Below are 15,595 nucleotides of genomic sequence, written 5' to 3' on the forward strand. Positions count from 1 at the left end.
AAATCAGTGGCTCAGATTCCTGCTGGAACTAGACTAGTTTTACCTTCACCTAATGGTTCTTTTCTGACTTTACATACTGGGAATACACCAACTTTGGCTGGTTGCTTGCGAAATTGCCAAGCTGTAGCGGAGTTTGCTCAAAAGTATGGTGATAAAATCGCTGTAATTCCTGCTGGTGAGAGGTGGAAAGAAGATGGTAGCCTACGACCTGCTTTTGAAGATTTAATTGGTGCTGGGGCAATTCTTAGTTATTTACATGGCAGTTTATCACCAGAAGCCGAAGTTGCTCTGGCAACATTTCAAGCTTTCCAGCAAGATTTACTGGGGTACTTGAAAAAATGCAGTTCGGGTAAAGAGTTGATTGAAAAAGGTTTTGAGTCAGATGTTGAACTGTCTGCCGCTTACAACATAAGTGATTGCGTGCCTTTGTTTACTGATAATGCGTATGTAAATTACAGGCTAGAGGCTTAAGAAACTTCCAAATAAAAAATATTCCAAAACTGACACAAAAATCCTCTCTATTTCTCCTCTCTCTGTGTTCTCTGCGTCTCTGTGGTTAGTTTATTTCTTGGAAATCCCTAATTAAACGTCGCATTGATTGGTTTGGCAATATTTGGCATTATCTATAAACTCTTGCAACTTATTCAAGGGAATGATCTGCAATGCTGACCCACCTTGTACCTCAGCAGCGATGTAAGCAAACTTTTGCCCACGATAAAACTGGTCGCGTCCAACTTTGGTGACATACCGAGACTTTTGGAAGTCATTGGCAATATTAGAATTATAAATATTTTGTAACAATTTTACTGCATTGGCATTTTTTGTGGTGAATTTGATGCTTGAGTCACCACTAACGGTTATGCCTTCTTTAATCACTGTCCCATTTTGAGAAGTGACATCAGCATAAAAGTATAAATTTCCCTTTGTACCCTCGTAGCCGTGGGCTTCGCTGTTGTATCTCAGAGTTGGTAGTTGAGGTCTGGTCTTTGCCCACTTAACAACGGTGTTGATGTTTTGCTCTGGAAGCGCATTTACAGGAGTGACGGCTAAAATAACTGCGATCGCAGATAGGGTAGCATTGAATAAATAGTTAAATTTACAACTTTTGTGCATAGTATTTTCTCTGTATGTAAATACTGACTATTTGCAGATTAAACTAGCACAACTTAAGAATTACTTCCCGTGCGGTGTCAATTGCGAATATGAGTTATTTAGTCGCAAAAACAACTTAACATCGACTAATAACCACTGCACAGTGACTAAGTACAACATTTATTAATTTGTAGTAAATTATCCGCGTACCTCTGCGCCCCTACCTTGTGGGAAGGTGAAGTGCCTATGCGTTTAAATAAATAAAATAAATTAGTAGACAGTTCCCGACCTACTACTTAGTTACAAAACTTAGACTTAATCTCAGGCAAACTGGGGTATGCACTTTTAAGGCTGGAGACATTTAAGATACAGGTTGTACATACTTCTTAATAAATCCGCCTTGAGAACGCAAAACGTTCTAATCTAAAAGCTAACTGGGTTAATTTACTGGCAGTTTTGCAGGCAATACTCTCAAGCTCATATAGCATAAACACAGCGATGTGTCAAGCCTCAAAACAATCCAGATTTAACATATAAACGCTTATGATGGGAGTTTTACAAATCAGATGAGTGTTAAGGCGAGTGGTGGAACCTCGGTTGCGCGTCCGCAACTATATCAAACCCTAACTGTATCCACAATTACCCAAGCGGAGCAGCAAGACCGCTTCTTGGGAAATGGTGAACTAGATGAACTGGCAAGCTATTTTGCGTCTGGTGCAAAGCGTCTAGAAATTTCCCAGAGGCTCACAGAAAATGCCGAGATTATCGTATCTCGAGCTGCCAACCGGATTTTTGTTGGTGGTTCGCCAATGGCTTTTTTAGAAAAGCCCAGAGAAGTAGAAATAGTACCTGTTAGTGCTGTTGCCGGTGCTAATGTTCAACAAGGGATGCAACTGGGAACTGTAACCTACGTTGAAAGTCGTGGTGGGTTCCTAGAAAATTTACGCTCAATATTTAACTCATCCCCCAGTGGTCCGACACCTCCAGGTTTCAGACCAATTAACATTGCTCGTTATGGCCCGAGCAACATGGCCAAGAGCTTACGGGATTTATCCTGGTTCTTGCGCTACGCTACTTATGCGATCGTTGCTGGCGACCCCAACATCATAGCGGTGAATACAAGAGGTTTGCGGGAAATCATTGAAAATGCCTGCTCTGGTGAAGCAACGCTAGTAGCTTTACAAGAAATCAAAGCTGGGGCACTTTCATTTTTCCGCAATGATGCTGAGGGTACAGAAATTGTGTCTCAGTACATGGATGTTTTGTTAACAGAATTCAAAGCAGCCACACCCTCAAATAAACTGCGCCAACGCCCTTCTAGTGACCAGCAAGGGTTAGAATTGCCGCAAATTTACTTTAACGCGGCAGAACGGCGTCCCAAGTTTGTGATGAAGACTGGGTTATCAAGTAGCGAAAAAAATGAGGTAATCAAGGCTACATATCGGCAAATCTTTGAGCGCGACATTAGCCGTGCTTATAGCTTGTCCATATCTGACCTAGAATCCAAAGTGAAGAATGGCGACATCTCTATGAAAGAGTTTGTCCGTCGTTTAGCTAAATCTCCCCTTTACCAAAAACAGTTTTATCAGCCTTTTATTAACAGCCGAGTCATCGAACTAGCTTTCCGTCACATTCTAGGACGGGGTCCAAGTAGCCGAGAAGAAGTACAAAAATACTTCTCAATTATTTCTAATGGTGGTCTACCAGCCTTAGTAGATGCCTTAGTAGATTCTGCTGAATACGGCGACTATTTTGGTGAAGAAACAGTACCCTACCTGCGGGGTCTGGGTCAAGAAGCACAAGAATGTCGCAACTGGGGGCCGCAGCAAGACCTGTTTAACTACAGTGCGCCTTTCCGCAAGATACCTCAGTTCATCACCACATTTGCGGCTTACGAGCAACCGCTACCAGATCAACATCCTTACGGTTCTGGTAACGACCCCTTGGAAATTCAGTTTGGGGCGATTTTCCCGAAAGAAACTCGCAACCCCAGTACCAGTCCGGCTCCTTTTAGTAAGGATACCAAACGTATCCTGATTCACCAAGGAGCAGGGATTAATAACCAAAATAGTAATCCCAGAGCGCGGGGTGAAGCTCCTGGTACCCTTGGTCCCAAGGTGTTCAAATTAGACCAACTGCCTGGTACTAGAGGTAAAAAGGCTGCCAAAAATTCTAGCATCAAATACTCCGAAAGCTCTACGCAAGCAGTGATTAGAGCTGCTTACCTGCAAGTTTTCGGTCGCGATGTCTACGAAGGTCAGCGCCCGAAGGTATTAGAAATCAAGCTGGAAAATGGCGACATCTCGGTGCGGGAATTTATCCGTGCTTTGGCTAAGTCGGATGTATTCCGCAACCTGTACTGGTCATCGCTGTATGTTTGTAAAGCGATCGAGTATATTCACCGTCGCTTGTTGGGTCGGCCAACTTATGGTCGTCAAGAAATCAACAAGTACTTTGATATCGCTGCTAAACAGGGCTTTTACGCGGTAGTTGATGCCATTATTAACAGCGTAGAATATAGCGAAGCCTTTGGTGAAGATACAATTCCTTACGAACGGTATCTGACTCCTGGTGGTGTAGCAGGGCGACAATTGCGCGTTGGTAGCATTCGTGATGATATTGCGGCAAAAATCCAGAAGGAAGTAACACCGAGCTTTGTGACACTGGGTACAGTGACAGAAAAGCGGTCAGAACCAGATATTCAGTTCCGCATTAACCAAGGTGTCAGCAAGCAACGGGAACAGACCAAAATCTTCAAATTGGTGGCGAATACTACTGACAAGGTTGCAGTAAAAACTTTGATCAGCGCTGCGTATCGTCAGATATTTGAGCGGGATATTGCACCCTACATCGCCAAAAACGAATTTACCAAATGGGAGAGCAAGCTGGGGAATGGCGAAATTAGTGTTAAGGAATTTATTGAAGGTTTGGGTTACTCTAACCTCTACCTGAAAGAGTTCTACACACCTTACCCCAATACCAAAGTGATTGAGTTGGGAACCAAACACTTCTTGGGACGTGCGCCACTAGACCAAGCAGAAATCCGCAAGTATAACCAGATTTTGGCTACTCAAGGTATTCGTGCCTTTATTGGTGCTTTGGTAGATAGTGTGGAATATAACCAGGTGTTTGGTGAAGATACAGTGCCTTACCGTCGCTTCCCGACCCTCCCAGCGGCAAACTTCCCGAATACAGAGAAGCTGTACAACCAGCTGACCAAGCAAAACGATGACGTAGTTGTACCAAGCTTTAAGCCAGTACAAGCTCGTGTCGGAGTTAGTAACGATACACCGCTTTTGGTACAAGCGATCGCAGATATAGCAACGCAAACAAATGGTCAGCCATCTTTTGCGGAACTGGGTCGTTCCTACAACGATGCTAGCGGACAATCTGTGGAACAGGGTGTGCGTAAACATGCACGTATTTACCGTCTAACAGAAAACACCAACCAAAGCGAAAAACAACAGGCAATCAATGCCATTTATCGTCAAGTATTGGATGTATTTAGCGGTGAAGTGCCTGAGAATTTCCGTCGCACTGACCTAGATAGCAAACTCCAAAATGGTGAAATTTCCGTGCGGGAGTTTGTGCGTGAACTAGCTAGTTCCCAAATCTATCGCCAGCGATTCTTATCACCTTATCCTCATACCAAGGTTATTGAGTTCCTCTTCCGTCATCTGTTGGGGCGTACACCCGCAACTCAGGAAGAAATTGGCCAATACAACAACTTGCTAACCAATAGTGGTTTGTCAGCTACTGTAGAAGCAATAGTCGAAAGTCCAGAATATAATCGCTACTTCGGTGAAGATGTTGTACCTTACAACCGCTTCCCATCTTTGCCAGTAGGTAACTACCTCGGCAGTGTAGCGGTTGATTAAGGAGTAGGGAGTAGGGAATAGGGAATAAAGTACAGATTATTTACTGTTCCCTATCCCCTGTAACCTTTCCCCTGTCCCCTTCTTAACCTTTCGTAATACCGCTCTCAGATTGCAGTTAAAACAGTAAATTCTGAAAAGCAATATTACAAAGTATTAAGAGCAGTCATAAATGCTCAACAGAATGCCGGAAAATGTTTTGCGGAAGGTAACTGAGTTTGAAAGCTTGTGTACTTATGTTGACTCAAGCAAACTCGTAATTTATTAGCCGTAGCAGTTGTAAAACTGTTGTGTCTAAAAGAACGAGAAAACAAACTCAGTAAACCAAACTCAAAGTCGCACCAGTTTAATCAAATCCTGGTTTCATTAGTATTGGAGGAATCCATTAATGAGTATCGTCACGAAAGCTATCGTGAATGCTGATGCAGAAGCTCGCTACCTCAGCCCTGGTGAGTTAGATCGGATCAAGTCCTTTGTTACAAGTGGTGAGCGCCGGGTGCGGATTGCTCAAGTTTTGTCGGAAAATCGCGAACGGCTCGTTAAGCAAGCTGGCGATCAACTGTTCCAAAAGCGTCCTGACGTTGTGTCTCCTGGTGGTAACGCTTACGGTCAAGAATTGACTGCTACTTGCCTGCGTGACCTAGATTATTACCTCCGCCTCGTTACCTACGGTATCGTTGCTGGTGATGTCACCCCCATCGAAGAAATTGGTGTTATTGGTGCCCGTGAACTATACAAGTCCTTGGGAACTCCTATCGATGGTGTTGCTGAAGGTATCCGCGGGCTGAAGAATGGCTCTGCCTCACTGCTCTCTGGTGATGAAGCTAGTGAAGCTGCTGGCTACTTCGACTACCTAGTTGGTGCCCTTCTAGGATAGGGTAAAGCTGTTTACCTACTTAAACAGAAGTATTGCAATACGGTTGGAAATAAGGAATTAACAACATGGCTCAAGACGCAATTACCGCTGTCATTAACTCCGCAGACGTTCAAGGTAAATATCTAGACTCTTCTGCTTTAGAGAAGCTAAAAGGCTACTTCTCCACTGGCGAACTGCGGGTACGTGCTGCTAGCACCATCAGCGCTAACGCTGCTGCGATCGTCAAAGAAGCTGTAGCAAAATCTTTGCTGTACTCTGACATCACCCGTCCCGGCGGCAACATGTACACTACCCGCCGCTACGCTGCTTGCATCCGTGATTTGGACTATTACCTCCGCTATGCCACCTACGCTATGTTGGCTGGCGATCCTTCCATCCTAGATGAGCGTGTGCTAAATGGCTTGAAAGAAACCTATAACTCTTTAGGTGTTCCTGTCGGTGCTACCGTACAAGCTATCCAAGCAATCAAGGAAGTAACTGCCAGTTTGGTAGGTTCTGATGCTGGTAAGGAAATGGGTGTTTACTTAGACTATATCTCCTCTGGCTTAAGCTAAGAACTAGTTTGCGCTTAAAAATTTAGGTGCGGCTTTATTAAGGTCTGGAAATCAGCCATGAGTGCTAGAACGTTATATTGCTTATCTTGGTAAATTATCAATGATGAGTGTTGGTGGTCTAGTATTGATGTTTGATTTCCAGCCTTTGAATGATTAAAAGATTTGCACTCAATATTTTGAGATAAAAAAGTTTTCACAAGGTATACAGGAGATTTTCAAAATATGTCCCGTTTGTTTAAAATTACTGCTCTAGTTCCCAGCCAAACCCGAATTCGGACCCAACGCGAACTGCAAAACACTTACTTCACTAAGCTAGTTCCTTATGAAAACTGGTTCCGCGAACAGCAACGCATTCAAAAAGCAGGTGGCACAATCATCAAGGTGGAACTGGCAACTGGTAAGCAAGGCGCTAATACTGGCTTGTTGTAATTCTGTAAATAGAATATTATTTTAGGGAATTGGTAAGAGGTCAGTAAAGACCTCTTTTTTGTTGCTTGTATTTCTAAAAGTTAAGAGTTGAACATTTTTACAAGGCGATACCCACGAGTGTATAGGGGCACTGGAGCGTCAGTATTCTTTCTATTCTTATAGGACTTACGCAAAAACCCTTTCAAACTCTCATTTCTCCGTGACCTCTGCGTCCTCTGTGGTTCGTTTTCCGTTACCTGTGCGTAAGTCCTATCTTAGTCTGTTCAACAGTTTCATCAAACACAATTAGCGTTTCTTTCCCAACTTTCAGCCAGTCTTCATAGGGCACACTCATATCTTCTTCAATACCACCAATATTAGGTGTGACCATTGCCCGGTAAGCTTCATTGAATTTTCTGCGGAACCGGAAATCTACTGAAATTCTCAGACCTTCAGTTTTTCTTCTTACTGTTTGATGCAATCCACGGGCATCATTAAAGTACATTGTGCCATGTTGTAGTTGTGCTTCTGTGTAGGAGACAACCATCGGAATATCCCGACCTTCATTGAAGTCTGACATCACCTGCATAACCTGTAATTCCATATCACGGGGCATTTCACCTGCTTCGATGGTGATATTATCGATATCGCCAAATAGTGGCAGAACCACTACAGTCGCAAGCAGCAACGCCTGCCCAGACATCACTGTGGCATTTTGAGCTAGCGAAGGGCAAACCCAACTTCTTGGCGTCAGTCTTGCCGTAGACCATGCGGAGATTGACTGATAAATCTACTGCATCAATCAGGTCATTTGCTCCTAGTTGGTAGAAAGCCTCTGCTACGCTCTTTTAAAAGAGGTTAAATGCCAAAATGTGTTCTCGCTTGGGCATCAAAAGACCAGTGCTGGTGTAGTTAGGCAGAGTACTTCTTGCTTCGAGTAGTCGTTCAAGCATCTCAGCTTCCGAAAGAATGATCGGACTATTCAGACACGCTGAGATATAACCCGCAGCAGCAATTCGGATTTGCTGGAATAACTCAGGCTTTAATGTGTGTTCAAACAGTAGCCGGTACTGTCGCCTTGTAGCAATTTTATCAGCAAGCTCATCAAAGAGGCGATCGCCAAGCTCAGAAAATGCGATCGCACGTTCATATTGTAAGCGATCGCGCACTGGTGATTCTGCTAATAATTCTTCTAACATCATTTCTTCCAACGTTATTCTACATCTGGCCGCTCGTCTATAAATTCTTGTAGTTCTGCGATCGCCATTTCTAGATGCTGCTTTATCATTGTTCGTTATTAGACAGGCACACCCTTACGTATTATCTCGTAATTTTTTTCAGAAATCAAATATGATTCCTATATAATCGCACAGCATCAGAATGGATTAGAGGAGAACCTACTTCTTTATCAGACTTTACAGCACGCCCTTTTGTACTAGAGCTTTGAACCTGTTGCTGGTTTGCAAGTACTTGATTAGGTTGCAAAGAAGGTTATTGCAGTCAAGAATTAAGCCGACGTGGGGCTGCATGGGTATACGGAATAGACCTTTCCCAAGGCATGATTGCAGCAGCAAAATTGCAAGAAATAGAAGATGCGTTGGGTATTAGCTATCAAGTAGGATGTGCGCCTAATCTCAAGCAGTTTGATAACGGCGAAATTGACTTAGTTGTTGCAATTTTCGAGCGATCGCTCTTAACTATAGCATCTCTATGTTTTAAGTATAAAATATTACTTTTTTCTGACGAGTAGAGATTGCAATTTGTCAGAAATATTAAACTAGTGGTGTATTGAAGTTAACAACTCTAAGATTTATGGTTGTAAAGCCTACTTATAAGTTATAAGTTATGATTTATGAGTTTTATTTCTAACTCCTAATTTCTAACTTTTTACCTGTACCGATCGTGAATCTACGCCGCCTGATTCCAATTTTTGATAGTTCAGCCTCCAACTGGGCATTAGAAGCGCGGTTGTTGCGCTGGTTAACGTTGATTTGGCTGTTCGTCGGCTTGATCATGCTATTTTCAGCATCATATCCTGTCGCTGATGTCCGTCAGAATGATGGTTTGTACTACTTTAAACGTCAATTGCTTTGGGTCTTAGTTTCCTTAATCGGATTCAATATTATTGTTAATTTGCCGTTGCAGAAAATTTTGGGATTATCCCATTGGTTTTTGTTGCTGTTTTTGGGGTTAATTTTTGTCACACTGATCCCAGGATTAGGAAAAAAGGCTTTTGATGCAGCGCGTTGGATTGCGATCGGGCCAATTCCGATTCAACCTTCAGAATTAATTAAACCCTTTTTGGTGTTGCAAAGTGCGCGGCTTTTTGGTCAGTGGGAACGAATTAGTTGGCGGATTCGCTTGGCTTGGTTGGGTGTTTTTGGTCTGGTACTTTTAGGAATTCTTGCCCAGCCTAACTTGAGTACAACGGCGCTTTGCGGCATGACTATCTGGCTAATTGCTTTAGCAGCTGGCTTACCTTACAAGTACCTGGGAGGGACAGCAATTGGTGGAGTGATGTTGGCAGTACTCAGTATTAGCATCAAAGAGTATCAGCGTAAACGGGTGATGTCATTCCTCAATCCTTGGGCTGATGCTACAGGAGATGGCTACCAGTTGGTGCAAAGTTTACTCGCTGTGGGTTCTGGTAAAACTTGGGGAGCAGGATATGGGCTTTCTCAACAAAAGCTGTTTTATTTACCAATTCAAGATACCGATTTTATTTTTGCGGTGTTCGCCGAAGAGTTTGGCTTTGTTGGCAGTATGGTGTTGTTGGTACTTTTGGCTACATTCGCCACTCTCGGATTAATTGTGGCGCTGAAGGCTAAAAATATAGTACATAGATTAGTAGCGATCGGTGTGACGATTTTGATGGTAGGACAATCATTGCTCCACATCGGTGTTGCAACAGGTTCTCTACCAACTACTGGCTTACCTTTGCCCATGTTTAGTTATGGTGGTAATTCTATGATTGCCAGCTTAATAGCTGCTGGCTTGCTGATTCGGGTAGCACGCGAGAGTAGTGAAGCTGAGGTAGTTCCATTGCGAAAACCTCTGCTTGAAAATGGGCGCAGACGCCGAGCTTTTCATAAAACTAGGAATTGAGCTATCAAGAGACAGAACGGTTTCCTTATACCATTTTCCAAAAGCACTTAATCGGAAAACTGCTTGGCGACCAAGGATATTATAGATAGGACTTTTTAAAGAGTCTTGAGCAGGATCAAGTCTTAACCTGAGCATATTCATCCATAAGCTTATGTAACAATTTAAATGCTGGGTATTGACAAAAAAGACTATTAGGGTGGTAATATTCTTCTAGATAAATTGTGCATAAATATTTTTCCTTTCGAATAAAGTAAAAGTGGTAATAGAAAAAATTTTTACCCTAGTTTATCTTTATTCAAATAATTTTATTTTATTGTGCACATCTAGTTCTCATGATTAACAACCTCCTTAAGGAACTATATCTAAAAGACGTTTGCCAGTTACCTAAACTGCTGAATAACCAGTGAATAAAATCATTTTTATTGTAATAAAAAATGTATAACCTCATACGTAAAGTATATGACACTGATCTTCCTGACTCGTGGGCAACTAGACTTAGAAAGAAACGTTTCTCTTTGTTCACATCTATATTAGAATCAATGCCCTGTCCTATAAAAATACTCGATGTTGGAGGAACAGTGAGTTTTTGGGAGAATTTAGGTTTTTTAAATGAAGGAAATAAAAACGTAGAAATTACTCTACTAATATGTAATATTTACCGAAACAAGCTCAACACACCCAAAGATAAAGCAAGTTGTTGGGAATGCTACAAACATGGAAAACTTTCAATCCAATGAGTTTGATATAGTTTTTTCAAATTCAGTGATTGAACATGTAGGAGATTATGATCGGCAGTGCCAAATGGCCAATGAAGTAATGCGAGTGGGAAAAGGATATTTTGTTCAAACACCTAATCTTTTTTTTCCGATTGAACCTCACTTTGTTTTTCCGTTATTTCAATTTATGCCCATAAATCTTCGGGTATGGCTACTAACCAATTTTGCTCTTGGATGGTATGACAAGGTGACTGATAAACAGCTGGCTACAAGAATAGCTACTTCAATTAAGCTGCTGAATAAAAGAAAATTCCTGAATCTGTTCCCTGGAGCGAAACTTTACGAAGAAAAGTTTTTTGGTTTAACTAAGTCTTTCATAGTCTATGGAGAAGATATTTAAGAGGCTATATATTAGAGTAAGGGAGTCTTAAATGTGGGATTGCTAGGTGGCAGAGTCGGTGAAATTGGGTTAATGCCAGGTATAGGAGTAGGCTGTACTTTTTTGAGCACTGTGATTGCAAATCCTCTTTGCTGGGGTTGTTGCTTACTAGATATATCATTGACTAGCAGTCCGATTTGAGGAGGGAAGGCTTGATTGACTGGAAGCTTCATTGAACCAACTGCTGGAACGTCATTACCGTATGGTAGAAGTTTAACCTGAATATTTTCTCCCTCTACTCTCCAACTCAGAATAGCAGATGTCCCTTCATTGAGAACCAAATTTGGTTGCTCACTACCGTTGATTTTGAAAAAGACAATTTTAAATGGTTTGGGTAATATTTGAATTTTCGATACAGCTTTTTTAGAACTAATTTTGTCGCTTCCGTTGTTAGAAACAGCTTGGATTTCAAATGCAAAATTTCCCACTTTATTTGCTACTAACGGAATATTTTTACATTGCAGTTGTTGATTTTGTTGTGTACATAGTTTTTTAAGTTTAGGGTCTGTAATATTGGCTTGATTAAATTTGTAGGTAACTGGTTCGCTATAAGATGTACCATCATCTGCACTGCCAGAAATTTGTACTTGTGCCAGCAGTAATGGACGTGCAATTGACCAACTTAAAAGAATATTTTGGCCTTTTGTATACTGTGGTTTATCTGCTTGAAAATTAATAATTTCGGCAATTTGTTTCTCAACTATTTCTACTTGAATGGGCTGGGGTGGGGTTTGATTTGTTCGAGAAAATAACTGTATTCCATTTTTATAAAAGGCTTGTAACTCAAAAGTATAATTCCCTGTTGTTTTCACTCCAGTTTTAACATTGCTACAAATTAGCTCTTGTTTTTCTTGCATCTGACAAGGAGGTATTTGATTAGCGCTTCCTTTGCCCAGCGTGTCAGGAATGCCATTGCTAAAGTCATAAGTAATAGGCTGAATTGGTTGTGAACCTTTTGCCGTTAATACCAACTTTTGTAACTGTTTATAGTGGTGAATATCCCAGTTCAAAGCTACCTCATCACCTTCAGTTATTTGAGAGTCATTTGCATGAAAATTTTCTAATCTCAAAGGATCGGGATTTAAAATTCGCCAAATGATAAATCCTATCCCTCCCAATAACCCTAAAACTGCCAAAATTAACAGAAGAAATTGCCACCAAGGACGGGGTTTCCATACCAAAGTTCCTTGAGGCAGTGTGTTCGGTAGGGGTAAATTTTCTTGGTCTTTGATGTTGAGTTGAAAGTTGACCGCTAGCCCTGTACCAAACCACGGTCGTCGCCACCAAGGTTTGGGTTTGACCGTCAAATTGGCGACAGCACTTCTATTAGGTAATAATCTTACTTCAGTAGGAGCAAATTTGTAAGTATATAGCTCTTCTTCGTCTCGACTTTTTAAGTTTAATATCAGTTCGCGGACAATATTGCCCCGATTAGCTAGTGATAACTCGTACTTGCCAAGACTACGGCTAACTTGTCCCAAGATGGTATTAAGTTCTATATCTAAGCGATAATTTGTCGGAATTTGGATATACACCAAATCCAGCAGTACTAAGTCTGGAGAGTTTTCTGAATATAAGCGGATTGTCGGAGAATAGCTTCCCGCAAGAGTATCCCCAGGTGGGTGAAATTTCAACAATATTTGACCTTGAGTACCAGGATTGAGTTCTAGTGCAGTCACGTCAGACACTAATCCTGGTCCCTCAAATCCAGTTGCAGGATAATTAATTGTGAACCAGTCATCGTCTAAATCTGGACAACTCAAGCGGAATCTGTCTACGAGATAAGAGCGATTGTCAACTATTACCTCCACTTGCAGAGGCTCACTAGGATTGAAAATTAACGGTTTGTTGGGGTTGGTGTTAGGTCTAATGGAAAATGTCGGGTCGTTCACCCGAATTGCGGTCTGTTCTTTTAGCAGAACCTTAATTTGGTTTGCGAAAGTTATGGGAGTATCTTGTGGATAATGTAGAGGAGAATCTACGACTAGTGTATAGTCATAGGTTCCTGGGAGAGCATTTGCGGCGATTTGAAACTCAAATCTTACTTCGTCGCTATTTTGCCCTGGAGCTAATGCTAAACTTTCTCTAGGAGAACTAGACCAGCCGGTTAAATTTTGAAATACTTCGTCAAAAACAAAATATAAGTCAATAACCGCACTTTGATTTCCCTGATTGATTACAACAATATAGAGTTCAATGGTATCTCCTGGCATTCCAAATTGAATTCCAGGTGGGTTGATAATAACTTGCAGTGGATTGAATTTAGCTTGCATATCATCGACTTCCTTATTTGATGCGGTGTAGTTTGACCTGAAAATCTTCACCACCACTCACAATCATGGTTCCTTGATTGGTTTTCAAGTCGATACTATTGATTTTTTTAGAGCTTTGGTAAATTGTTTTACCTTCTGCTGCTCTTGTTTTGTCAAGCTTATGTTCGGGAGTTAAGTACCAAACTACGACTCGTCCATCATCGCCACCACTTACTAAGAGGCTACCATCGTCACTAAATGCTAGAGTGCGCACAGATGTTTTTGATGCTGGCCAACGGTCTAGTTGTAAACAATTAAGTTCATTTACTTTTTCTAGCGGATTCGGATTTTTGATAGTTTGACACTGATTTAAATCCCAAATCGTAATAAATCCCGCAGAATCAGAAGTTGCAAGGATTTTTCCTGTTGAGTCAGGAACAAAAGCTAATCCCCAAATAAAGTCTTCAGGCCCAACTAATGGGTCTAGTTTTTCTAGATTTTGCACTGATAAACTTGGCGATTGTTTATCAGATTGAGTTTGATTCCACTGCCACAATATAAAACGCTTAAAGTTTCCAGCAATTACTAGAGTTTTTGCATCTGGGCTGAGATTTAATGCCCGGACTTGGAAACCTGAGAGTTTCAATCTACTTTGTACGTCAATAACTTGCGGTTCTGGCAGAAAATCGCTGTTAGGCGCTGGTCTTGACCATAGTCTCACTTTACCACTGCCATACCCACTGAATAAGTTAAGTGAGTTTGAGGTGAAAGCTAGGTCAAAAACGCGATCGCCTTTTGCTTTAGGATCTTTAAGGTCTTGAAGTTGGCTAATCTTACCACCTGATGGGACATCTCTAAGTTCAATTACACCATTATCTAAACCAACAGCAACACGATTATTTTGTAATGGCATGAAGCGCAAGACTTCTACAGCGTCATCGGTAATGGCCATCAAGCCTTTGGGCTGTTGTGCTTGGTCGCAAGCAAGGGGCTGCCCAGAATATTTTACTGTATCATCTGGGTCTAAACTATCAGCACCAATTCTCCAAAGTCTTAAGGTGCAATCATCTGAACCACTGATCACAGATAAACCAATGCCACTAAAACGCACTGAGTTGACAGAACGGGTATGCATTACACCTCTGGGTTGCAGGATTAATGCTAGGAGTGCAGCTAATAGTGCGATCGCAGCCAATTGTAGCCATAAAGGTATAATTGGCAAAGTCTCCACTTCTAATGTCTGCGTGGCTGGGTCTGTACTCCCTAAACGTTGGTCGGATAATTCTGATTTAGCCTCCAGCAACAAAGTTTTCCCAATTCCCACCCAAGGACGTTTTGTTTTAACTTCGAGGATAACTTTACTTGTCTCTCCTAGATGGAGATTAGCGGTTTCAGGAAGCTTTTTAAAACTACATTTTCGCCAGTCTCTACCCTGTACCTGCACATTAATTTGTTGGTTGAGATTGCTAGCATTTTTAAATAGTAATTCAAAGGAAGCTATCTCAGATTTCCAGTCAGGCAACCATGCAAATTTGCTGGGAATTTTCAGGTGTTTTTCTGTGGTGGTAAAGTCTATAAAACCTACAGGTAAAACTTCAACGTTGCCTCCAGCATTAGTTGGATAACCATTATTGCTAACAGCTTCAATAGTAAAAGGGTAATTTTGACTGGGCGCTTGGACTACAGAAGGAGGTTGGCATTGGAATGTAGCTTCTGCTAAACCACCTGGTTCTAAGGGTAATCGGCGTTCTGCACTGCCAGCCAGCCAAGACGGATCGACGCCTGTAAAACGTAGCATTACCTCAGTTGGTTGTTGCCCCAAGTTCCGCACCCGTACTGGTATATCGACAGAATTGCGGGGATAAACTTGGAACTCTCGTACAGGCAGTTCTACACTTAAATGTGTTGGTCTATTGTCTCGCTCGATTTTCAGGCGTAGCACAAGTCTGCACTGTTGTGCTAATTGCGGTGAAAAAATATTTACCATCAGGTTGACAGTACCAACAAATCCTGGAATCGGTGTATTGAATACGAAGACTTGAAAGATGGTACTACTGCCCGGTGGCTTGGCTGCCGCTACCTCTGGTTCAAGTCTATACCAGCGATATCCTGTGTTGCGAATTTCTCCGGCTGCGGTAATTTCTATCTGAAAATTGACGAAGCGATCGCTGTCATTATTGACAGTTACCTCAAATGATACAGGAGTATCACCTGGACGAAAGGTTAGGTTCTGGGTAGAAAGGCTGGCATTTATAACACTTTTTTCCATACCATTAC

The 15,595-nt window shown here is 41.8% G+C and carries 10 protein-coding genes and 3 pseudogenes; 8 read left to right on the forward strand and 5 right to left on the reverse strand.

What is annotated here, in order from left to right; translation table 11 throughout:
• Positions 1-471: pseudogene (locus tag V7K41_RS21555) on the forward strand (2-phosphosulfolactate phosphatase); the annotation flags it as partial.
• A gap of 111 nt (positions 472-582) precedes the next feature.
• Here V7K41_RS21555 and V7K41_RS21560 read toward each other — a convergent pair.
• A complete protein-coding gene (locus V7K41_RS21560) occupies positions 583-1,113 on the reverse strand; it encodes a hypothetical protein (RefSeq protein WP_334851472.1) in 531 nt (176 codons plus the stop codon).
• Between the two features lie 545 nt (positions 1,114-1,658).
• Here V7K41_RS21560 and V7K41_RS21565 point away from each other — a divergent pair.
• From V7K41_RS21565 to V7K41_RS21580, 4 genes and pseudogenes are all read left to right on the forward strand, one after another.
• Positions 1,659-4,958 (forward strand): annotated as a pseudogene (locus tag V7K41_RS21565) (phycobilisome rod-core linker polypeptide); the annotation flags it as partial.
• A 397-nt stretch (positions 4,959-5,355) separates the two neighbouring features.
• Positions 5,356-5,844 (forward strand): allophycocyanin subunit alpha, encoded by a 489-nt coding sequence (apcA, locus tag V7K41_RS21570; RefSeq protein ID WP_322698411.1) that lies wholly within the window; start codon positions 5,356-5,358, stop codon positions 5,842-5,844.
• Between the two features lie 65 nt (positions 5,845-5,909).
• Positions 5,910-6,398 carry an allophycocyanin subunit beta gene (gene apcB / locus V7K41_RS21575; RefSeq protein ID WP_104908010.1) on the forward strand — a complete coding sequence of 163 codons (489 nt, stop codon included), beginning with the start codon at positions 5,910-5,912 and terminating at the stop codon, positions 6,396-6,398.
• 222 nt (positions 6,399-6,620) lie between these two features.
• Complete coding sequence (locus tag V7K41_RS21580; RefSeq protein WP_292746978.1) at positions 6,621-6,827, forward strand: phycobilisome linker polypeptide; 207 nt, start codon at positions 6,621-6,623, stop codon at positions 6,825-6,827.
• Between the two features lie 232 nt (positions 6,828-7,059).
• Here V7K41_RS21580 and V7K41_RS21585 read toward each other — a convergent pair whose 3' ends face one another.
• Both V7K41_RS21585 and V7K41_RS21590 read right to left on the reverse strand, forming a co-directional pair.
• Positions 7,060-7,509 (reverse strand): hypothetical protein, encoded by a 450-nt coding sequence (locus V7K41_RS21585; protein WP_334851480.1) that lies wholly within the window; start codon positions 7,507-7,509, stop codon positions 7,060-7,062.
• 145 nt (positions 7,510-7,654) lie between these two features.
• Positions 7,655-8,008 (reverse strand): hypothetical protein, encoded by a 354-nt coding sequence (locus tag V7K41_RS21590; protein ID WP_334851482.1) that lies wholly within the window; start codon positions 8,006-8,008, stop codon positions 7,655-7,657.
• 284 nt (positions 8,009-8,292) lie between these two features.
• Here V7K41_RS21590 and V7K41_RS21595 point away from each other — a divergent pair.
• From V7K41_RS21595 to V7K41_RS21605, 3 genes and pseudogenes are all read left to right on the forward strand, one after another.
• Positions 8,293-8,556 (forward strand): annotated as a pseudogene (locus V7K41_RS21595) (class I SAM-dependent methyltransferase); the annotation flags it as partial.
• A gap of 152 nt (positions 8,557-8,708) precedes the next feature.
• Positions 8,709-9,911, forward strand: a complete 1,203-nt coding sequence (locus V7K41_RS21600; RefSeq protein WP_334851484.1) for an FtsW/RodA/SpoVE family cell cycle protein — start codon at positions 8,709-8,711, stop codon at positions 9,909-9,911.
• A gap of 714 nt (positions 9,912-10,625) precedes the next feature.
• Complete coding sequence (locus tag V7K41_RS21605; protein WP_334851485.1) at positions 10,626-11,027, forward strand: class I SAM-dependent methyltransferase; 402 nt, start codon at positions 10,626-10,628, stop codon at positions 11,025-11,027.
• 11 nt (positions 11,028-11,038) lie between these two features.
• Here the strand turns inward: V7K41_RS21605 and V7K41_RS21610 are convergent, their stop codons facing one another.
• Together V7K41_RS21610 and V7K41_RS21615 are read right to left on the reverse strand one after the other, a co-directional pair.
• Positions 11,039-13,339: a COG1470 family protein gene (locus V7K41_RS21610; protein WP_334851486.1), complete on the reverse strand. Its 2,301-nt coding sequence runs from the start codon at positions 13,337-13,339 to the stop codon at positions 11,039-11,041.
• 13 nt (positions 13,340-13,352) lie between these two features.
• The gene (locus V7K41_RS21615; RefSeq protein WP_334851488.1) at positions 13,353-15,587 is read right to left on the reverse strand and encodes a hypothetical protein; all 2,235 of its coding nucleotides are present in this window, start codon (positions 15,585-15,587) and stop codon (positions 13,353-13,355) included.
• Positions 15,588-15,595 lie beyond the last annotated feature (8 nt).

This window comes from Nostoc sp., assembly GCF_036917415.1.
Lineage (GTDB): Bacteria > Cyanobacteriota > Cyanobacteriia > Cyanobacteriales > Nostocaceae > Nostoc.

What these genes read in the sequence shown, in the direction of transcription:
- V7K41_RS21560 (WP_334851472.1), bottom strand. Translation starts at nt 1,113, where the DNA reads ATGCACAAAAGTTGTAAATTTAACTATTTATTCAATGCTACCCTATCT.
- apcA (WP_322698411.1), top strand. Translation starts at nt 5,356, where the DNA reads ATGAGTATCGTCACGAAAGCTATCGTGAATGCTGATGCAGAAGCTCGC.
- apcB (WP_104908010.1), top strand. Translation starts at nt 5,910, where the DNA reads ATGGCTCAAGACGCAATTACCGCTGTCATTAACTCCGCAGACGTTCAA.
- V7K41_RS21580 (WP_292746978.1), top strand. Translation starts at nt 6,621, where the DNA reads ATGTCCCGTTTGTTTAAAATTACTGCTCTAGTTCCCAGCCAAACCCGA.
- V7K41_RS21585 (WP_334851480.1), bottom strand. Translation starts at nt 7,509, where the DNA reads ATGTCTGGGCAGGCGTTGCTGCTTGCGACTGTAGTGGTTCTGCCACTA.
- V7K41_RS21590 (WP_334851482.1), bottom strand. Translation starts at nt 8,008, where the DNA reads ATGATGTTAGAAGAATTATTAGCAGAATCACCAGTGCGCGATCGCTTA.
- V7K41_RS21605 (WP_334851485.1), top strand. Translation starts at nt 10,626, where the DNA reads ATGGAAAACTTTCAATCCAATGAGTTTGATATAGTTTTTTCAAATTCA.
- V7K41_RS21610 (WP_334851486.1), bottom strand. Translation starts at nt 13,339, where the DNA reads ATGCAAGCTAAATTCAATCCACTGCAAGTTATTATCAACCCACCTGGA.
- V7K41_RS21615 (WP_334851488.1), bottom strand. Translation starts at nt 15,587, where the DNA reads ATGGAAAAAAGTGTTATAAATGCCAGCCTTTCTACCCAGAACCTAACC.